General features: G+C 40.3%; 20 protein-coding genes. 7 read left to right on the top strand and 13 right to left on the bottom strand.

From position 1 onward, the window contains the following. The first annotated feature begins 5 nt into the window (after positions 1 to 5). From D7Z94_RS11325 to D7Z94_RS11345, 5 genes are read left to right on the top strand one after another with little or no spacing between them, the layout of a single operon-like run. A complete protein-coding gene (locus D7Z94_RS11325) occupies positions 6 to 665 on the top strand; it encodes a YggS family pyridoxal phosphate-dependent enzyme (RefSeq protein WP_120711655.1) in 660 nt (219 codons plus the stop codon). Positions 666 to 715: 50 nt separating this feature from the next. Beyond that, positions 716 to 2,083, top strand: a complete 1,368-nt coding sequence (locus D7Z94_RS11330; protein WP_120711656.1) for an exonuclease domain-containing protein — start codon at positions 716 to 718, stop codon at positions 2,081 to 2,083. A gap of 3 nt (positions 2,084 to 2,086) precedes the next feature. Continuing rightward, complete coding sequence (locus tag D7Z94_RS11335; protein ID WP_120711657.1) at positions 2,087 to 2,923, top strand: ion transporter; 837 nt, start codon at positions 2,087 to 2,089, stop codon at positions 2,921 to 2,923. Continuing rightward, entirely contained in the window at positions 2,923 to 3,843 is a 921-nt protein-coding gene (gene miaA, locus D7Z94_RS11340; RefSeq protein ID WP_120712035.1) for a tRNA (adenosine(37)-N6)-dimethylallyltransferase MiaA, read from the top strand. Before D7Z94_RS11335 ends, miaA begins: the two co-directional genes overlap by 1 nt. After that, a complete protein-coding gene (locus D7Z94_RS11345; RefSeq protein WP_120711658.1) occupies positions 3,836 to 4,333 on the top strand; it encodes a gluconokinase in 498 nt (165 codons plus the stop codon). Before miaA ends, D7Z94_RS11345 begins: the two co-directional genes overlap by 8 nt. 56 nt (positions 4,334 to 4,389) lie before the next feature. Here D7Z94_RS11345 and D7Z94_RS11350 read toward each other — a convergent pair whose 3' ends face one another. From D7Z94_RS11350 to D7Z94_RS11410, 13 genes are all read right to left on the bottom strand, one after another. Then, positions 4,390 to 5,100: a response regulator transcription factor gene (locus D7Z94_RS11350; protein ID WP_120711659.1), complete on the bottom strand. Its 711-nt coding sequence runs from the start codon at positions 5,098 to 5,100 to the stop codon at positions 4,390 to 4,392. 6 nt (positions 5,101 to 5,106) lie between these two features. Continuing rightward, entirely contained in the window at positions 5,107 to 6,687 is a 1,581-nt protein-coding gene (locus D7Z94_RS11355; protein ID WP_120711660.1) for a sensor histidine kinase, read from the bottom strand. Between the two features lie 82 nt (positions 6,688 to 6,769). Continuing rightward, positions 6,770 to 7,354 (bottom strand): dephospho-CoA kinase, encoded by a 585-nt coding sequence (coaE, locus tag D7Z94_RS11360; RefSeq protein WP_120711661.1) that lies wholly within the window; start codon positions 7,352 to 7,354, stop codon positions 6,770 to 6,772. Continuing rightward, positions 7,351 to 8,307, bottom strand: a complete 957-nt coding sequence (locus tag D7Z94_RS11365) for a CdaR family protein (RefSeq protein ID WP_120711662.1) — start codon at positions 8,305 to 8,307, stop codon at positions 7,351 to 7,353. The genes coaE and D7Z94_RS11365 overlap by 4 nt, the downstream gene beginning before the upstream one ends. Before the next feature lie 4 nt (positions 8,308 to 8,311). Further along, positions 8,312 to 9,319: a glycosyltransferase gene (locus D7Z94_RS11370; protein WP_120711663.1), complete on the bottom strand. Its 1,008-nt coding sequence runs from the start codon at positions 9,317 to 9,319 to the stop codon at positions 8,312 to 8,314. A gap of 64 nt (positions 9,320 to 9,383) precedes the next feature. Next, on the bottom strand, positions 9,384 to 10,196 hold the full coding sequence (locus D7Z94_RS11375) for an enoyl-ACP reductase FabI (RefSeq protein WP_120711664.1): 813 nt from the start codon (positions 10,194 to 10,196) through the stop codon (positions 9,384 to 9,386). 106 nt (positions 10,197 to 10,302) lie between these two features. Continuing rightward, positions 10,303 to 11,955, bottom strand: a complete 1,653-nt coding sequence (recN, locus tag D7Z94_RS11380; protein WP_120711665.1) for a DNA repair protein RecN — start codon at positions 11,953 to 11,955, stop codon at positions 10,303 to 10,305. Between the two features lie 59 nt (positions 11,956 to 12,014). Then, the gene (gene porD, locus D7Z94_RS11385) at positions 12,015 to 12,902 is read right to left on the bottom strand and encodes a type IX secretion system protein PorD (RefSeq protein ID WP_120711666.1); all 888 of its coding nucleotides are present in this window, start codon (positions 12,900 to 12,902) and stop codon (positions 12,015 to 12,017) included. Next, positions 12,895 to 14,100, bottom strand: a complete 1,206-nt coding sequence (gene coaBC, locus D7Z94_RS11390; RefSeq protein WP_120711667.1) for a bifunctional phosphopantothenoylcysteine decarboxylase/phosphopantothenate--cysteine ligase CoaBC — start codon at positions 14,098 to 14,100, stop codon at positions 12,895 to 12,897. The genes porD and coaBC overlap by 8 nt, the downstream gene beginning before the upstream one ends. Positions 14,101 to 14,103: 3 nt before the next feature. Further along, positions 14,104 to 14,436 carry a DNA-directed RNA polymerase subunit omega gene (locus D7Z94_RS11395; protein ID WP_211341777.1) on the bottom strand — a complete coding sequence of 111 codons (333 nt, stop codon included), beginning with the start codon at positions 14,434 to 14,436 and terminating at the stop codon, positions 14,104 to 14,106. Between the two features lie 11 nt (positions 14,437 to 14,447). Then, positions 14,448 to 15,302, bottom strand: a complete 855-nt coding sequence (locus D7Z94_RS11400; RefSeq protein WP_120711668.1) for an outer membrane protein assembly factor BamD — start codon at positions 15,300 to 15,302, stop codon at positions 14,448 to 14,450. Positions 15,303 to 15,421: 119 nt separating this feature from the next. Next, positions 15,422 to 16,312, bottom strand: coding sequence for a 4-hydroxy-tetrahydrodipicolinate synthase (gene dapA, locus D7Z94_RS11405; protein WP_120712037.1), 891 nt, complete (start codon positions 16,310 to 16,312; stop codon positions 15,422 to 15,424). Between the two features lie 2 nt (positions 16,313 to 16,314). Continuing rightward, positions 16,315 to 16,845: a DUF6913 domain-containing protein gene (locus tag D7Z94_RS11410; protein ID WP_120711669.1), complete on the bottom strand. Its 531-nt coding sequence runs from the start codon at positions 16,843 to 16,845 to the stop codon at positions 16,315 to 16,317. Positions 16,846 to 16,950: 105 nt separating this feature from the next. Here D7Z94_RS11410 and D7Z94_RS11415 point away from each other — a divergent pair, with 105 nt between their 5' ends. Both D7Z94_RS11415 and D7Z94_RS11420 read left to right on the top strand, forming a co-directional pair. Continuing rightward, complete coding sequence (locus D7Z94_RS11415) at positions 16,951 to 17,715, top strand: 5'-nucleotidase C-terminal domain-containing protein (RefSeq protein WP_120711670.1); 765 nt, start codon at positions 16,951 to 16,953, stop codon at positions 17,713 to 17,715. 180 nt (positions 17,716 to 17,895) lie between these two features. Beyond that, positions 17,896 to 18,804, top strand: a complete 909-nt coding sequence (locus D7Z94_RS11420) for a metallophosphatase (RefSeq protein WP_120711671.1) — start codon at positions 17,896 to 17,898, stop codon at positions 18,802 to 18,804. Positions 18,805 to 18,939 lie beyond the last annotated feature (135 nt).

Below are 18,939 nucleotides of genomic sequence, written 5' to 3' on the forward strand. Positions count from 1 at the left end.
AGCTTATGTCCATAACCGACAACCTCAAAAAAATAAAGAGTGCCCTGCCTGATGATGTTACCCTTGTAGCGGTCTCCAAGACCAAGTCCATTTCAGAAATTAGGGAAGCCTATGATACCGGCCATACAGTCTTTGGTGAGAATAAGGTCCAGGAGATGATCCAAAAATGGGAAAACATGCCCAAGGACATCCAATGGCATATGATTGGACACGTACAGCGCAACAAAGTCAAGTACATGGCAGGATTTGTCTCTTTGATACACGGAGTGGACAGTATCAAATTGCTGGGAGAAATAGACAAAAGGGCCCAACAAAATAACCGGGTAATAAACTGTCTTTTACAAATTCATATCGCAGAGGAGACTACCAAATTTGGATTAAGCGCCGATGAACTGGACGGACTAATCCATTCGGATGAATTTCATAATATGAAAAACATTGCTATTGTAGGCTTAATGGGCATGGCTACTTTTACGGACGATACAAATCAAATTAGAAGGGAGTTCAGGTTTTTGAAAACGCTTTTTGATTCTACCAAAAAAATAATTCCCGATATTTCCATTCTTTCCATGGGCATGAGTGGTGACTATGAAATAGCCATTGAAGAGGGCAGTACCATGGTACGTATAGGAAGTAGTATCTTTGGGGCAAGAAACCGAAATTAAAAACGTATCGGGATTAAACTTCTTTCGAATCCGGCAAAACAGCTTATTGCATGTATGCAGTTTTAGATATTGAGACAACAGGTGGCAAATACAATGAAGAGGGTATTACAGAGATTGCCATACATAAATTTGACGGCCATCAAGTAGTTGATAAGTTTATAAGTTTGGTAAACCCGGAAAGAGAAATACAACCCTTTGTCGTAAATCTTACGGGTATCAATAGTAAGATGTTGCGGACTGCCCCAAAATTTCATGAAGTGGCCAAACGCATTGTGGAAATTACGCAGGATAGTGTATTGGTGGCCCATAACGCACAATTCGATTACAGAATTCTCCGGACCGAATTCAGAAGGTTGGGGTATAACTTTGAACGTAAGACATTGTGCACCGTAGACTTGGCCAAAAAGCTAATTCCCGATGCTGAATCGCATAGCTTAGGTAAACTGGTGCGCTCATTGGGAATTCCCGTAAGCGATAGACATCGGGCCAATGGAGATGCACTGGCCACACTGAAACTCTTTAAGGTACTACTTTCAAAGGATTTGGATAAATCCATACTTAACCACATTGTACGTTCGGAAACATTGGGTGAGCTTTCTCCAAGACAATTGGATATTGTTGAGCAAATGCCTTCGGAAACCGGGGTTTACTATATGTACAACAAAGAGGGGGAGCTAATATTTCTAGGGAAATCCAACAATATTAAAAAAAGGGTAAACGAGCACTTCATTAAAAATGGTGAACGTGCAAGGCAAATTCAAAAAGAAACCAAAAAGGTAATTTTTGAAAAAACCGGGAGCGAATTGGTCGCCCTATTAAAAGAGAACGAGGAATTAAGACGTAATAAACCCAAGTATGCCCAACATAGGAGACAAAAGTTATTTTCCCATGCGGTTTATCAAGTTATGGATAATCGGGGTTATGTTACCCTAAAGGCAGCATCACATACTTTTTCTAAAGGGATGGTGACCACTTTCAATAGTTTTCAAGGAGCACGGAATTTTATTCATCAAATCACTGTCGAAAATGAATTGTGTGAAAAATTAAATGAGCTTGCCGAAGCTAAAAACAAATGCCCGGAATCCGAAGATGGCTGTTGTAAAGGAGCCCATAAGAACGGAGAAGATATTTTAGATTACAATAAAAGAGTTCTGGATGCCCTGGGAAAGTTTTCGCTGGCGAATAAAAATATGGTTATCGTGGACAAAGGAAGGGAAACAGGGGAATACAGCGCCATTCTTATAAAGAATGGAGTCTTTCAAGGGTTTGGATACTATGACCTGAACCATCAAATTAATAATATTCATATCTTAGAATCCGTTATAACACCTATGAAGGGTGATGCGAACACCACCCATATCTTGGAATCGTATCTCAGAAAAAAAAGGGTTATAAAGATTTTGGACTTAAATTCTTGATGTTTGGAAAGTCAAAACACGGATAAGAATTGGAGATATAAGCTTCATGCCATCATTTACGGAACTCATACCCGAACCGGTAAGTTATTCGATATAATCTTGCTGGTTGTAATTGTCTATAGCATTATAGTCGTTATGTTGGAAAGTGTTCCCCGTTTTGATGTGAAGTATCATAGATTTTTAGATATCTCGGAATGGGTAGTTACCATACTCTTTTCCATCGAATATATTTTGCGTATTGTTTGTATAAAAAAACCTAGTAAATACATTTTTAGCTTCTTTGGAATAATTGACCTACTCTCCACCATTCCAAAATACCTCTCTTTTTTCCTTGTAGGTTCGCAATACCTAACGGCTTTTAGAGCCCTCCGTCTGCTTCGAGTATTTCGAATATTGAAGTTGGTACGGTTTGTAGGGGAATCCAATAATCTCGTCAGGGCGTTAAAGGCCAGCCGTACAAAAATTTTCATCTTTGTCTTTTTTGTCCTTGTTATCTCCATTCTATTAGGCACCACCATGTATTTGATAGAGGGACCCCAGCATGGTTTTAACAGTATTCCCCACAGCGTTTACTGGACCATAGTAACATTAACCACTGTGGGTTATGGGGACATATCACCGGAAACGGGTTTGGGACAGGTAATTGCTACGCTGATAATGATTATTGGGTATGGAATTATTGCTGTACCCACCGGTATAGTCTCCGCAGAATATGCGTCTTCCAAAAAAAACCTTAAAAATGTAGATGAGGGCAGATGCTGCCAAAATTGTAGCTCAGAAATTATGAGAAGGGACGCACATTACTGCCGGGTATGCGGTCATAAACTAACGGATGATTGATGACCGACAAGTTCTTGATCAGCGTGGTTGGACCGACCGCTATAGGAAAGACCAAAATGGCCATTGCCCTAGCCCAATATTTTAATACGGAAATCATTTCGGCGGATTCCAGACAGTTCTACAAGGAAATGCAAATAGGAACTGCAGTACCTTCCATCGAAGAATTAAATGCAGTACCACATCATTTTATACAGTTTAAAAGTATTTTTAAACCGTATTCCGTAGGGGATTTTGAACAAGATGCCCTTTCCCGCTTAGAACGGCTTTTTGCCGAAAAAAATACAGCGCTTCTAGCAGGAGGGAGTGGATTGTATGTAAGTGCCATTACCAAAGGTCTGGATAAGTTTCCCAAGGTTGCTCCGGAAGTCCGTAAGGAATTAAACCAGCGCCTGGAGGTTGAAGGTATTGAAAGTCTCCAAAAACAGTTGGGACGACTGGATCCTATACATTACGGCAAAGTAGACCTTGAAAATCCACATCGCCTTGTGCGGGCGCTGGAGATTTGTCTTGGAACTGGAAAACCCTACTCCTCTTTTTTGAAAGGAAAAAGTCAAAAAAGATTTTTTTCTTCAATTACTGTGGGACTTGAAGCAGATAGAAAGGTGATTTATGACCGCATTGATAAGAGAGTAGACTCTATGATGGAAGAAGGGCTTTTGGAGGAGGCACGGTCATTACATCGCTATAAAAGGGAAAATGCACTACAAACGGTTGGATACAAGGAGCTTTTCAACTACTTTGAAGGCATTTGGGAGTTGGATTTTGCGATATCCGAAATAAAAAAAAATACCAGAAGGTTTGCCAAAAGACAGCTTACCTGGTTCCGAAAGGATGAATCCATCCTTTGGTTCCCTTATGACTGCGATGTACACCAAGTCGTTGAATCTATAAAAGATAAAATGAAAAGCGACAATGGTTAAAACTACTGTTTTCTTCATTATGGGCGTGTCCGGTTCAGGTAAATCTACCGTTGGCAAGCTATTGGCAGCAGAGCTTAATGTTCCCTTTTTTGACGGGGACGACTACCACCCAGATGAAAATGTGGCAAAAATGGCCGCTGGAAACCCTTTAAATGATACCGACAGAAAAGAGTGGTTATCTCGGTTAAATTCTTTGGTTTACGAAAATTTAGATTCAGGAGCCGTTATTGCTTGCTCAGCTTTAAAGGAAAGCTATCGTTCCCAACTCTCCGATGGTGTATTGGAAAAAATCAGGTTTGTACATCTAAAGGGTAGTTTCAAAGAGATTCGGGATAGAATGCAAAAAAGAAAGGGGCACTTTATGCCTGCGGCGTTGTTAAGGTCCCAATTTGATACTTTGGAGCCCCCGCAAAAGGCTATTTCGGTTTCGATAAAACAAAGTCCTTCATCCATTGTTCTGAAGATTCTTGAACATCTCAACCAAAATTAAAAAGGGGCGGATATTCAATATCCGCCCCTTTTTAATTGGTGATGTCAACGAGAAGGTTAGCTTTCGGTCTTCACGACCAACCTAAATCCTTCTCCATGAATATTCAATATTTCTACTGTATCATCCAGCTTCAAATATTTTCGCAGCTTGGCGATATATACATCCATACTGCGGGAAGTGAAGTAGTTGTCATCCCTCCAAATTTTTGTCAGGGCCAATTCCCTGGGCATCAAATCGTTTTCATGCAAAGCCAATAAACGCAATAATTCGTTTTCCTTAGGAGATAGCTTTATGGCCTCTTGATCCCTATATTTCAAAAATCTTAATTTTGAATTCAAATGAAAATTTCCAATTTGAAACTCAAATTTCTTGCTATCTGCCAACGAATTGGAGGCTTTTCTTTGAAGTATCGCTTTAAGTTTCATCAGAAGCACCTCCGAATCAAAAGGTTTGTTCAGATAATCGTCCGCACCCGCCTTATATCCCTTTAGGACATCTTCCTTCATGGTTTTTGCCGTAAGAAAGACTATAGGGACATTCTCGTTCTTTTCACGTATTTCCTTGGCAAGAGTGAATCCATCCTTATAGGGCATCATAACATCCAGGATGCAAACATCATAATTGTCCTTTTTAAATTTCTCAAATCCCTCCATCCCGTTTTTGGCCAAGGTCACGTCAAAATCGTTCATGGATAGGTAGTCCTTTAGAACAATCCCAAAATTCGGGTCGTCCTCAACCAAAAGTATTTTCTTATTTACTGTTTCCATAAGTTGTTAAATTAAAGGTAGTTTTATGTAGAAAATGCTTCCTTTTTCTTTTTCACTTTCTGCATAAACCTCTCCTTGATGATCTTCAATTATTTTTTTTACATAGGCTAGACCCAAGCCATGTCCTTTTATATTGTGTATGTCTCCTGTATGTTCCCTATAAAACTTCTCAAAAACCTTTTTTAATACCGCCTTGCCCATTCCCGCGCCTTGATCTTGAATTTTCACTATAATGAAGTTCTTGGCAACTTCAGAATACACATCGATTTTCGGTGCTTCGGGTGAATATTTAATGGCATTGTCCAAAATATTCACTATTACATTGGTAAAGTGCACATCATTGGCTAAAACCTCTGTTCTGTCGGCATCTAGGTGGGTCTTTATATATCCTCCACGATCAGCGACTATAAGTTTCACATGTGCAATAGCCCTTTGGATTATGTCGTGTACATCAACCCTGTCCTTACTGATATCCAATTGGTTTTTTTCCAGTTTGGAGATGCGAAGTACATTTTCCACTTGGGCGTGCATACGTTTATTCTCGTCCCGTATCATTTGCAGGTATCGCTGTACCTTTTCCTTATCATTGAATGCCTTAGGGTTTTTTATGGCCTCTACGGCCAAATTTATGGTAGCTATAGGCGTCTTGAACTCGTGGGTCATGTTGTTGATAAAATCCGATTTTATTTCGGAAATCTGCTTCTGTCGAATGAGTTGGTATATTGCACTTGAATAGGCCACTACAATAACCAAGGTGAACAAAAGCGATAAAGCCGCCATTCCCAAAACAGATTGCACCAAAAACCGCTTCTTTTTCGGAAAGGATATCAAAAGGGAAAAATTGGAATTGCCCTCGCTATCCTTAAAAATGGGACCTTCGTAAAATTTTCCCTCCTCAAATTTGAATTTTCTAGATTTTACTTTAGTAGGAAGTCCCTTGCTGTACACCCCATATTCGAAAACAATTTCCATCCCGCGGTTTCTTAGTTCGCGATCTAAAAGCAGTTCTATCTCCTGTTTGGAAACCCTTTTATGAATGGGCACTTGTTTTGCAAACTCACCGAAAACTTCCTGAAATTGAGCCTTTTCAATAGAGGAAAGCCCTCCTATCTTTTGCAATTTTTGTATAGGGTTAAGCTTATACTGTTTCCCGTCCAGACCAAAATCCTCCTTGAAAATGGTCTTTGTCCGCTTGCTGGTATAACTTTTAATTGTAGTGGTATCGTTTCCGCTACCATTGTCAAAGAACGTAGATGCTATATCGTAATCTTCTTCCAAGATACCATGGGAGTAAAAAAGTATCTCATTGGAATTTATATCACGGTCAATAAAAAAAATGTTTCTAAGGTGAGACCCTTGGAGCTCCCCAATACTATCTTTCTGATTAAGGTACCTGTCAAAATAATCCTTGGTTTCCCTTTCGGTTATTTTGTCCGTTACCTTGTTAAGTATCTCACCAATGGTATTGGAGAATTGTTCCTCCCTGTCCTCTACCGATTTTTTTATCCAAAATACTTGAACGAAGATTATCCCGATTAGAGATAGGCTCATTAGGATAACCAAAAGAACAAACAATCTCTTATTCATCTTCGGGTAAAATTAAATATTTAACAACTAGTATTTTGTACGTTTAACCTAACCTTAACAAAAATGTTAAAATGGCAAACTATCAGTTATTATCAAGGAGAAGGCTGTGTATTTCCCTAACTTTTAAACGCGTTTCATCTAAATTTTCGTTGTTTATCACGAAATCGGAAAGTGGAATTTTTTTCGAATCGGGCCATTGATTACCCATTCGTTCCAATATTCTTTCACGGGAGGAACCATCCCGTTTTAAAATCCTATCTATCCGCACTTCCTCTGGAGCGGTAACCAAAACAATTTTATCGTAAAAACCTTGGTTTTCATTTTCAAATATAATAGCCGCTTCTTGGATAACATAACAGAATTTTTGTCTGCTTGCCCAAGACTTAAAACTTTTTCTCACTAACGGGTGGACTATCTCGTTGAGTTTTTTTAGCAATTCCGCATCCCTAAAAACCTTCTTCGCTATATAGGAACGATTCAGTTTCTTGTTGGAATAGGCTTTCTCCCCCAATAATTCGCTTATCTTCTGCCTCGCCGTTTTGGAGGAAACCATCAACTTTTTGGCCCGTTCGTCCGAATTGTATACGGGCGCCCCCAACTCTTTGAACATCCTGGAAACGGTACTTTTACCGCTTCCTATCCCACCTGTTAGACCAATAATCCTCATTCCCGTTTCAATATGAATTCCACCTCGGCTTCCAAAAGATTGGCGCTGTAGATGTCCTTTGGACTTTTCGCTAATTTCAGGGAAAGTGTTTTTGCGTTATCTTCTTTTACCACCCCATAATCCGCTATAACTTGAAAATTGGATTTTTCCAAATTCCTTAGTTCCTTAATCTTGGCCTTGCACAAAATGGAGACGCTATCCGGGAAAGTTCTGATCTGGGTTCCTGCAGGTAGGTTTATCACCTCTATAGGAACTTGAATCACTTTTTCGGAAAAACGAGCAACCTTACCCTTTATGGAAACAGATTCGGAAGAAAACATGGTATGCTTTAATTGCTGAGGCCTAATAATCATTATTTTTCTAGAGAAGTCGCTAGTAAGTTCGCTCAATTGTAATTTGGAGCTTTTGACACTTCGGATGGTATCAATTTCCTCCTTGGGTCCTGTTATTGTTATTTTTTCAGGCTTTATCTCAAGGTCGCCATCCAACAAATAGTTCTGCACAAAATCCAGCTTTATCTGGGGGCTTACGGGAACTTCCTTGGATGAAAGTTTTAGGAAATCAAAGAAAAGAGTATCCCTGTCCATTTCCAGAAGGGTCATTGAGCCGGAAAGTTGTCTTTCAATCTGCCTGCGATAAACTTCTTGTGGGACATAAAACTTAGAATGGGCCATTTCAATCTGGGATAAATCGATCTTTACGGATTTATTCTTAAAATTGAAACCGAGAAATTGGAATCCAACCGCTCTCAATTTTACGTTTACCATATTCTTAGAGGCCTTATCCAACAAAAGGCTGTCCGGCACCTTCACATATTCCAAATTAAAAACCGCGTTACTCACATAATCCTCGGACAAATTACTGATAAACCAGGCCAACCCTGAGCAAAGCAAAAACAATAGGAATATTTTTACCTTTCGTTTCTTTAGGCTCCGCTTTATCTTGTTTATCACCTTATCAGTCTGTTTTAAAGAACAGTTTTGGGAAGAGTTCCCAAGGTTGCCGTTTGCTAAAATTAACCCAAATGGTCGACTTTAGAAAACCGTACCCATAACCGAAAAATTGTATGCACACCGCCAACAGGGAAAGAAAGGCCACTGACAAGTTTTTCGTTTTTAGCAACGCATCAAAAAAGAGTAGTAGGAAATAAATACCGTAACATAGGATGGGAAGAAATAATCCGACCATTATTAACAGTAAAGACATCAACAAACCCAAGCAAAAAAAAGTGGGGAACCAATAGGTCATTTTTGCAGTCTTGGGATGCCATTTGTTTAAAATTGGGCGAACCATTCCAAACTTGTTCACCTGTATATAAAATTTGTTCCAATCAATTCGGCGTTTGTGGTATACATAAGCTTCCGGAATCAATTTTGTCCTGTACCCCTTATCCCAAATACGGATGGTAAGATCGGGGTCTTCTCCTGGATGGATATTGCCAAATCCCCCAACATCCTCAAATGCTTTTTTGGAAATTCCCATGTTAAAGCTTCTGGGTTGAAATTTGCCCAGGCCCTTTTTGTTGCCGCGTATTCCTCCCGTGCTTAAAATAGAGGTCATGGCGTAATTGATCGCTTTTTGCACCAAACTAAATGATTCATGGGCAGCATCGGGTCCACCGAAGCAATGCACGAACTCCCGTCGAAGTGATTTTTCAACTTCCTCCAAATACCCTTGCGGCAAAATACAATCGGAGTCCAGTATTATGAAATAATCGCCTTTAGCTTTGCGCATGCCATAATTTCGAGAATCCCCAGGTCCTGAATTGACCTTTTCAAAATAGGAAATTGTAAGTCGGTCACTAAATTCCAAGACTACACTTTTAGAGTCCATTGTGGAACCGTCTTCAACAATTACAACTTCGTAAGGTTTGATATAGGTCTGTTGCGCCATACTCTCCAATAGCTCCTTTATTTCGTCCGGGCGATTATATACGGGGATTACAAAGGAAAATGAGAGGTTCATATGGGAATTCTAAAAAAGCAAAAGCCATGCACTAAGTGCACGGCTTTTAAAGGAACTATATGTTTTATTTTGAAAATGCATCAACAACTTCTTGACTCACGCCCGTATGGGAAAAGCCCCCGTCGTGAAAGAGGTTCTGCATGGTCACTTTTTTAGTAAGATCGGAAAATAACGATACCGTATAATCAGCACAATCATCGGCAGTAGCATTACCCAAGGGAGACATTTTTTCCGCATAACTGATGAATCCGTCAAACCCTTTAATTCCTTGCCCTGCCGTGGTAGCCGTGGGAGATTGGGAAATAGTATTTACCCTTACTTTTTTCTCCTTCCCGAAAAAATATCCAAAGCTGCGGGCTACAGATTCCAAATAGGCCTTGTTATCCGCCATATCATTGTAATCCGGAAAGCTCCGTTGTGCGGCAATATAGGTCAATGCCACAACACTCCCCCATTCATTCATAGCATCTGCCTTGTAGAGGCTTTGCATCACCTTGTGAAAGGAAAGTGCGGAAACGTCCCATCCCTTAGCGGTAAAATCATAGTTCTCATCTGTATACTGCCTGCCTTTACGGACATTAACGGACATCCCGATCGAATGCAGTACAAAATCCAATTTTCCGCCAAGGATTTCCATGGACTTGGATACCAAATTGTTCAAATCATCCTCGTTGGTGGCATCGGCCGGTACTATTTCCGAGCCTGTACTTTGGGCCAAGTCCTTAATTTGACCCATTCGCATGGCAATAGGTGCATTGGTCAGTACAAAGGTCCCGCCTTCCTCATGAACCCGTTGTGCGGTTTTCCATGCTATGGAATTGGCATCCAATGCGCCAAAAATAATTCCTTTTTTGCCTTTCAGTAAGTTATAAGCCATATATACGGTTTCTTAGGTTGATGCGCAAAGATATTAAAATTAACTACGGCTTTCGTTTGCGAAAACATGGAAAAAATTCAAATTCAAATGCGCTACCTTGCCATTTTTAATTTAAGAGTTGCCTGGCATGTGCCATGGCCGAATCCGTTAAATCCTTCCCCCCTAACATTTCAGCAAGTTCCACTACCCTATCGTCCAAATTCAACTTTTTCATTTGGGTACGGGTAGTTCCATTTTCTTCGGTTTTATAGACCTTAAAATGATGGTCGCCCTTTGAGGCTACTTGTGGTAAATGCGTAATTGAAAAGACCTGCATAGTTTTGCTCATGCCCTGCATAATATCCCCCATCTTATTGGAAATTTCCCCAGATACCCCTGTATCGATTTCATCGAACATGATGGTCGGCAAATTTTCGTATTGCGCCAAAACAGCCTTTATGGACAACATAATACGTGAAAGTTCACCGCCTGAAGCTACTTTTTTCAAGTCGCCGAAGTCCGTCCCCGCATTGGCCGAAAAAAGAAAAACCAAGTCGTTCTTTCCATTGACCTTAAAATTTTGCGAATCCTGTATCTCCAATTTAAAGGTTGCACTAGGCATGCCCAAAGAAGCCAAACTCTTTTCCAATTGCTGCTTTAATTCGGGGAGAACTTTCAATCTACGTTTTCCCAAAGTATCGGAAATTTGTACCAGAGCCTCTTTTTTAACTTCCAATTGTGCCTCTTTTTCTGCTATGGAAGCATCCAAATTTTCAGTAGCCGATACTTTTTGGTCCAATTCCGATTTGATAACCAAAAGCTCGGTTACGTCTTGGGCTCCATGCTTTTTCTGAAGGTCGTATAGCAATTGTAGCTTTGCACTTGTTTCTTCCAACAATTTTGGATTGGCTTCTACTTGCTCAAGATAGGATTCCAGTTCGGAACCGAGATCATCGATTTCTAAGTATATGGATTGTATCCGCTCGTCCAATTTGCCAAATTGATTACCAAAACTTGACAACTTGCCAGAAACTTGTTTTAATTCCAACAACAGATTAATGACCCCGACCTGCTCATCGTTCAACAGTTGATGTCCCTTTGAGAGTTGCTCCAAAATGGTCTCCACATTGCTCAACTGTTCGTATTGTTCTTCAAGCTTTTCCTGTATTCCAGTTTCTAAAGGCGCTGCTTCCAATTCCTGCAATAAAAAATTATTGTAGTCGTGTTCCTTTATGGCATTCTTCTGAAATTCTAAAAGCTGTTCCAGTTCTTTTGAAGTATTTTGATAGTCTCTCAACTTATCGGAGTACTCGGAAACGATTTTTTTGTTGTCTGCTAGGGCATCGATTACCTTTAGCTGGAAATCGTTTTCCGTGAGGCGTAAGGTCTGATGTTGCGAATGTACATCGATTAGGCGATCCCCCAACCGGGAAAGTATACCCAAAGTAACCGGAGTATCGTTGATAAAGGCCCTGGACTTGCCACTGGGCAAGATCTCACGACGTATAATAGTCTTGGGTTCATAGTCCAGGTCATTTTCCTCAAAAAGTGTTTTTAAATTGTATTTCTCAATTTCAAATTCTGCCTCGACGATACATTTTTTTTCCTCGTTCCTAAGAGAGGAAAGATCGGCGCGCTTACCCAGGACCAAGGACAATCCACCCAATAAAATGGATTTACCTGCTCCGGTTTCCCCGGTAATACAACTGAAACCTCGCGTGAAGGAAACGTTTATATCATCTATAAGGGCGTAATTTTTTATAAGAAGGTTGTTGAGCAAGGCACTGGTCTATTAGTGCAGCAAAGATAATTGATATTCCGATGAAAAAATGGGAAGGATCAGTATTTTATATCATTCCAAGTACTGGAATATAATGGAGCTATACGGTTAAGGGTTTCCTTTAACTTTACGATATCCACTTTTGGACCATCGGAAAATATATTTTGAATTTCCTCGGATTTAGCATCAAAAAAAGTCTGAATTAAAAACGCGTTGGGTCTACGTTTTACCATGGTCTCGAACAAATTCATGGTGCCCGCGATAACCTGTTTCCCGGTACTGTTATTATCGCCAAAAATATCCAGGCCCTTTCTGTGATAGTTGTACATCGCTACACGATATTCCCGATACGTGTTGGACAGCAGGTTGTCCACAAGTTCAAAACGGCTACGATTAGAGGATTGACTCCACCCTGCCGAATTACTTCCTTGCGCCTGGGTAACAATACCTTGGGCCGTTCTGTAGTATTCAGTTCCCCCCTCCAGTGAGAAGGTATCCGCATCCAACCCTAAAATAATATAGACGTAATACGAGATAACACTCACCAAGTTGGACTCATATACATTTTGGTTGAATACAAGGGGTTGAAATTCGATATATTCAAAATTAAATTGATCATCCTTGTAATTGAAGATCGGTGTTTCATAGGAGGTGTTGAATACGGGACGAGAGGACTGAATCTGTATATTGGCTTCAAATCGATTATTCTCAAAATTGGTTACCGTGATGAACATTTGGGCATTGACCCTTTCGTTTTCCTGATATGACCTATTCGTCCATTTGTTTTTGTTGATGAAATCGCTCAACGAGCGCTCCAAAGTCTTGAATATCTGCTGGTTGGTCTGCGAAACCTGATCTGAGTTAACCGTAACCGTACAGGTCAACTCTTGTGCCATTGCACTTGAAAAAAATACAACACAAAATAAAACTAGTAGAATATTACGCATAGATCCTATTAATAATTTCTTTGAGGATGTCTGAGGCCACTTCCGACTTCTCCTTTACATCAAACGCGGTTAAGTTTAAATTCTTGTCTATAAAGGTGATTTTATTGGTCGGTTTCCCAAAACCGGCCCCGGAATCGTTTAGGGAATTCAATACTATGGCATCCAAATTCTTTTTTTTCAGTTTTTTCTTTGCATTCTCAATTTCATTTTCGGTCTCCAATGCAAATCCCACCAAATACTGTTTTTGCTTTTGTTCTCCCAAGGACAACAAAATATCCTTGTTCTTGACCAATTCAATGGTCAGATCATTTTCTTTCTTTTTTATTTTTTGCTTGACCACTGTTTTTGGTCGATAGTCAGATACGGCTGCCGCAGAAATGACAATGTCCATTTCCGGGTAATGGGAATGCGCCACATCGTACATCTGTTCCGCGGAGACTACCTTGTGAAGATCTATCCCTGAATGGCTTATACTTAAATGCGAAGGTCCCGATATCAGAATTACCTGGGCGCCCAGATTGGCGGCCGCCTTTGCAATTTCATAACCCATAAGACCAGAAGAATGGTTTCCAATAAACCGCACAGGGTCAATAGCCTCATATGTGGGCCCTGCCGTAACTAGTACTTTTTTATTGTGCAACGGTAATCCTTGTACCAGATGCTCCTGTATAAAGGCAAGAATGTTCTCCGGCTCTGCCATTCGTCCTTCACCGTACAGTCCGCTGGCCAATTCTCCGGAAGTGGCCGGTATAAGTACATTGCCAAAAGATTGCAATTTATCGAAGGATGCCCTTGTGGTGGGATGTTGGTACATATCCAAATCCATGGCCGGGGCGAAGAAAACCGGACATTTTGCGGAAAGATATACCGCCAATAATAGGTTGTCGCAAACACCATTGGCCATTTTGGATAAGGTATTGGCAGTCGCCGGGGCTACTACCACTAGGTTTGCCCATAATCCAAGTTCTACATGATTGTTCCAGTCCGTTGTATGGTCTTCCTCTTTAACAAATGAGGTCAATACCGGATTCTTGGAAAGAGTGGCCAAGGTCAGGGGGGAAACAAAAGAGCTGGCCCTCTCCGTCAAAACAACTTTGACATTAGCACCAGCTTTAATCAATAAACGGACGAGAAAGGTGGTCTTATAAGCTGCAATCCCTCCGGTAATACCTAAGAGGATGTTTTTGCCGCTCAGCATGGTCTAAGCGTCTTTCTCCGTGTTTCTATGATATATTTTATCCTGTAGCCATTCGTCTATGGCCAGAGCGTGTGGTTTTGGTAGTTTCTCATAGAATTTGGACACCTCAATTTGTTCCTTGTTCTCAAAAACCTCTTCCAAACTATCACTATAGGTGGCGAATTCCTCCAGCTTTTCCAACAGTTCCTTTTTAATTTCAGAGTTTATCTGCACCGCTCTTTTGGCGGTTATGGAAATAGCCTCATAAATGTTATCTGTTTTTTCATCAAACTCGTTCTTGTTGATGGTAATGGTTGAGACTGGAGCCTTCGAATTTTTTAAATCATTCATATTCATCTGGAATAATGTTATTTAGCTTCCTTACTTGTATTTATTAGCCTACTGTTATTGAGTTCCTTTTCTATGGTCTCCAAAAGATCATCAGCTTTTTCTGCATATTTGGTTTCCGGATATTGCTTTTTCAGCGCGTTGTAAGCCGCCTTCGCAGTTTGCAATCGCTCAGATTTTAAGGATTCAAAGCTATTCAATGCCAAATTGGTGGTGGCTTCGACCTTAACATAAAAGGCCTCTTCACGATAAATGGAACCCGGAAAGTCCGAAACAAAATTGTCCAAGGAGGCAACAGCGGACTTCAGCATGTCATAGTTAAATTGACCCAATTTATTGTACTGCTTGGCAATCTCAAAAGCCTTTTTTTCCTTTTTCGTAGTAAGTTCCTGGGCCATGTCATTGGCCTGTCCAAAAAACTCAGAATCTGGATAGGCATTTATAAATGTCTGTAATTTTGCCAAAGCCTTGTCCGTGTCCGTCTGATCCAAGGAATATTCTGGAGATAGCTCATAATAGCTTTTGGCGCCCAAGAAAGAAGCCTCCGGAACTTTTTCACTTTTGGGGTAGGATTTTATGAACCGCTCAAACTGGTAGCCGGCCATGTTAAAATCCTCTCGTTGAAAATAGGTATTCGCCAAAAAGAACAGAACCCGTTCCCCCTGTGGCTTTCCTACATATTTGGGTGCAATTTGTTCGAAGAGACGATTGGCGCGTTTATAATCTTCCTCCTCATAGTACTTCTGGGCCAAATCATACTTTGGCTTCACTTCTTCGTTTTTAAGTACTTTTTGATATTCACTACAGGACTGAAGGGCAAATACAAAACTTGCTACCATCAAAAAACAGGAAAGTCTACCGATTTTCGAAAACATTTTGCAAAATTAGGGATTCTCAATGGATATAAAAAACAAATTATATAACGCTAAAATAACGCCTTGTTTTATGTTCTCTATATTTTTAGCTAAGATTTAACGTTCTGAATCCAAATGATTTAGGCATGGACCCTGCTAAGAGGCAAGACAAAATCCTTCAAAATTCGCTTTAATTGTGGCGTTGCCTCAACAAGTGGTAGACGGACGGTGGCGGCGCACAAACCTAATATCTCAAAAACTGCCTTGATACCCGCCGGGTTGCCTTCCTGAAAAATAAGGGACATTCCCTCTTGAAGTTTGTAATGTAGCGCATAGGCCTCGTCCGATCTGTTTTCAAGACCCAAGCGAATCATATTGGAGAATTCCCGTGGGATACCCTGTCCTAAAACAGAAATCACTCCAGATCCTCCCGCCAATACGGTTGGCAATGCGGTGATATCATCTCCAGATATCACCATAAAATTCTTAGGCTTGTTCCGTATAATGTCCATGACCTGGATCATATCGCCAGAGGCCTCCTTAATACCAACAATATTTTCAAAATCATTGGCCAACCTAAGCACCGTACTTGGCAACATATTACTGCCCGTTCTACCCGGGACATTATATAATATTATAGGCTTGTTCGTCACCTCGGAAATGGATTTGAAGTGCTGGTAAATCCCTTCTTGGGTAGGTTTGTTATAATACGGGGAGACTGAAAGTATTGCTTCAAAATGATCCGACTCAAAGGCCTTTACCTCATCAACGATCCGGTAGGTGCTATTTCCACCGATACCTAAAACCAAGGGTAGCCTACCTGCATTTGCAGAAATAACAGCCTCCATGACTATTTGTTTCTCGGCCTTGTTCAAGGTAACGGATTCACCGGTAGTACCCAACACTACCAAATAATCCACTCCCCCATCGACACAGTAGTCAACAATACGTTCCAGGGCTTTGGTGTCTATAGAAAAATCCTCATTAAACGGGGTCACCAATGCAACACCAGTACCTTTTATACTATCCATCATCAAATCTCGTTAAGTACACCCAAATACTTTTTCAGTTCCATCTTAAAAGTCTTAAAATCCTTCAGGGGTAAATTCAATATGATATCATTAAAACTTTGATCTACAGTTTTAAATCCCACCCTAACACGGGCCTTGGTCTTTATACTCATCAACTGGATGAGCAAATTCTCTTCATCAAAATAATTAATCAATAAATCATATTCCCTGCTCAAAAATTCAAGGGCATAACTGTTTTCAATATTTCCGTTCCAACCCAAATCCTTATCCGAAAAAACGGGTGTGGAATAGGGGGAATTTTTATCGTAATAGCTTTTGTATCCAATGATTTTTACCGCATTGGGCCTTAGCTTATACTCCTCTACAAGTTCAAAAAACATCTCGGCCTTATCAAATTTATCTAAATCTACGATACAGCCTACCGAGGTGATGCCACTGCTCCGATTTACGACCGGTGCAGGTTTGTCCATTTCTTCCTTTAGGAATTTAACGGCGGATTTATGCTTGAATTTATCTTTTATTCCCTTAAACATTTACTTTTACATTTTGTAGGTGTTCTAGTCCTTGGTTTAAAAAAACGGGGTTCTACAAATGTAAAGAATATCCACGCATATCCATTTGCTAAGATAGAAAGGTTTATGGTTTTAAGAATTAAACATTTTGTTGTATTCATAACAATTGGTTGTTTGTTTTCTTGCAATGAAAAGCAACCTAAACTATCTCAAATAGTAGCGAGTCAAGTACAGATTGATAGCTCCTTCGCTACTTCAGATTCCGTAGAGGCCTTTCTGCATCCATATAGTAAACGCCTGAACCGAGTGTTGGACAGTACCTTGGCCTATGCTCCGAAAAAAATTTCCAAAGGGGATGGCGAATACAATACTACAGCCGGAAATTTGTTGGCGGATATTATGCTATCTGAAACCCAACCCATTTTCGAATCACGCACTGGCAAGGATATCGATTTTGTTTTGTTCAATCATGGAGGTATCCGGTCTATCCTGTCCAAGGGCAAGGTATCAGCCAGGAATGCTTATGAAGTAATGCCCTTTGAAAATACAGTTGCGGTCGTAGCACTCAAAGGGTCCTCGGTCCATGGTCTGGTTTCCTATTTGGTGCGAACCAAACGCGCACATCCCATTTCCGGAATGCAGGTTATTTTGAACCGGAACGGAAGTCTTAAATCGGCCACAATCCAAGGAAAACCCATTGATGATAGCCGTGTCTATTATGTCGCAACATCCAATTATCTGGTTTCGGGCGGAGATAATATGATATTCTTTAAAGAAGCTCTTGAAGTCTTCGAAACGGATTACAAAATCCGTAATATGTTAATTGACTATTTTGGCAAAGTGGATACGCTAAATCCGAAAATAGATGACCGTTTTGTGAGGTTGAAATGAAAGTTCAAGTTCAAGCCCAAATACCGCTTCTCTTGAATGAAGTTGAGCAATTAATTAAAATAATGGCAACCATTATAAAACAAAAAGTAGTATTTCTCAATTGGGTTTAGTTCCAAGCTCAAAAGGCATCTAAGCTCGCATTTGAACTTGATACTTGAACTTGACACTTGAACTTTGAAAATGAACCGAAGAAATTTCATCGCAAAGACTACAGCATCCTCCCTGCTTATGGGTACGGGAGCATTCATTGTTGGTTCATGTTCCTCCCGGCAGAGGCATATCACCATTCTGCATACGAATGACTTACATAGCCATATTGAACCTTTTCCGAAAAGTCACTCGGATTATCCAAATCTGGGCGGGGTCGCCCGAAGAGCTGCATTGGTACAAAGTATTCGCAAAGAAAACCCGAATACGCTCTTGTTCGATGCAGGTGATGTTTTTCAGGGAACTCCTTATTTCAATTTTTATGGGGGCGAGCTGGAATTCAAGCTTATGAGTATGCTAAACTATGATGCCGCCACTATCGGGAACCATGATTTTGATAATGGTATCGAGGGTCTATTCGCACAACTACCCAACGCCAATTTCAAGTTGCTTTCAGCCAATTATGATTTTAGCAATACCTTAATGGATGGTCATGTAAAACCCTATGAAATCTATAAGGTGGACGGAATCAAGGTCGGGGTGTATGGCCTTGGGATAAAATTAGAAGGATTGGTTACCCAAAAACTCTACAAGGAAACCCGGTATCTAAACCCTTATGAGATAGCCTTGGATAATGAACGGATCTTAAAGGAGAACGAACAGTGTGATTTAGTCATTTGCCTATCTCACTTGGGATACAACTATAAAGACCAGCGTAGACCTAACGACTTGAAATTGGCCGCCTCTACCTTATACACCGATTTGATCATCGGCGGACATACCCATACATTTTTGGAAAAACCAGCCGTGGTCAAAAATCGTGACAATAAGGAAGTATTGGTAAACCAAGTAGGTTGTTTTGGTATTAATTTAGGCCGTATCGATTTTTATCTGGATACAACAAAGAACGTTGAGGCAAATGGAATATCCATAAAAGTTTAATGCTTACTTTTAAAGGCAAACCTTAACCATTTTTCCAATTACCCTTGAACTTCGACGGTTACGATATTATTCATATTCTTTCCATTTTTGTGCAAATTCCCTTATTAACCGTTTTATTGTACAAAGGAAAAAATA

The organism is Ulvibacterium marinum, assembly GCF_003626755.1.
GTDB classification, from domain to species: Bacteria; Bacteroidota; Bacteroidia; order Flavobacteriales; family Flavobacteriaceae; genus Ulvibacterium; species Ulvibacterium marinum.

What these genes read in the sequence shown, in the direction of transcription:
- coaE (WP_120711661.1), bottom strand. Translation starts at nt 7,354, where the DNA reads ATGAGGATTATTGGTCTAACAGGTGGGATAGGAAGCGGTAAAAGTACC.
- D7Z94_RS11325 (WP_120711655.1), top strand. Translation starts at nt 6, where the DNA reads ATGTCCATAACCGACAACCTCAAAAAAATAAAGAGTGCCCTGCCTGAT.
- miaA (WP_120712035.1), top strand. Translation starts at nt 2,923, where the DNA reads ATGACCGACAAGTTCTTGATCAGCGTGGTTGGACCGACCGCTATAGGA.
- porD (WP_120711666.1), bottom strand. Translation starts at nt 12,902, where the DNA reads ATGCGTAATATTCTACTAGTTTTATTTTGTGTTGTATTTTTTTCAAGT.
- D7Z94_RS11350 (WP_120711659.1), bottom strand. Translation starts at nt 5,100, where the DNA reads ATGGAAACAGTAAATAAGAAAATACTTTTGGTTGAGGACGACCCGAAT.
- D7Z94_RS11375 (WP_120711664.1), bottom strand. Translation starts at nt 10,196, where the DNA reads ATGGCTTATAACTTACTGAAAGGCAAAAAAGGAATTATTTTTGGCGCA.
- D7Z94_RS11370 (WP_120711663.1), bottom strand. Translation starts at nt 9,319, where the DNA reads ATGAACCTCTCATTTTCCTTTGTAATCCCCGTATATAATCGCCCGGAC.
- D7Z94_RS11355 (WP_120711660.1), bottom strand. Translation starts at nt 6,687, where the DNA reads ATGAATAAGAGATTGTTTGTTCTTTTGGTTATCCTAATGAGCCTATCT.
- D7Z94_RS11345 (WP_120711658.1), top strand. Translation starts at nt 3,836, where the DNA reads ATGGTTAAAACTACTGTTTTCTTCATTATGGGCGTGTCCGGTTCAGGT.
- coaBC (WP_120711667.1), bottom strand. Translation starts at nt 14,100, where the DNA reads ATGCTGAGCGGCAAAAACATCCTCTTAGGTATTACCGGAGGGATTGCA.
- D7Z94_RS11420 (WP_120711671.1), top strand. Translation starts at nt 17,896, where the DNA reads ATGAACCGAAGAAATTTCATCGCAAAGACTACAGCATCCTCCCTGCTT.
- D7Z94_RS11400 (WP_120711668.1), bottom strand. Translation starts at nt 15,302, where the DNA reads ATGTTTTCGAAAATCGGTAGACTTTCCTGTTTTTTGATGGTAGCAAGT.
- D7Z94_RS11330 (WP_120711656.1), top strand. Translation starts at nt 716, where the DNA reads ATGTATGCAGTTTTAGATATTGAGACAACAGGTGGCAAATACAATGAA.
- D7Z94_RS11410 (WP_120711669.1), bottom strand. Translation starts at nt 16,845, where the DNA reads ATGTTTAAGGGAATAAAAGATAAATTCAAGCATAAATCCGCCGTTAAA.
- dapA (WP_120712037.1), bottom strand. Translation starts at nt 16,312, where the DNA reads ATGGATAGTATAAAAGGTACTGGTGTTGCATTGGTGACCCCGTTTAAT.
- D7Z94_RS11415 (WP_120711670.1), top strand. Translation starts at nt 16,951, where the DNA reads ATGGTTTTAAGAATTAAACATTTTGTTGTATTCATAACAATTGGTTGT.
- D7Z94_RS11395 (WP_211341777.1), bottom strand. Translation starts at nt 14,436, where the DNA reads ATGAATATGAATGATTTAAAAAATTCGAAGGCTCCAGTCTCAACCATT.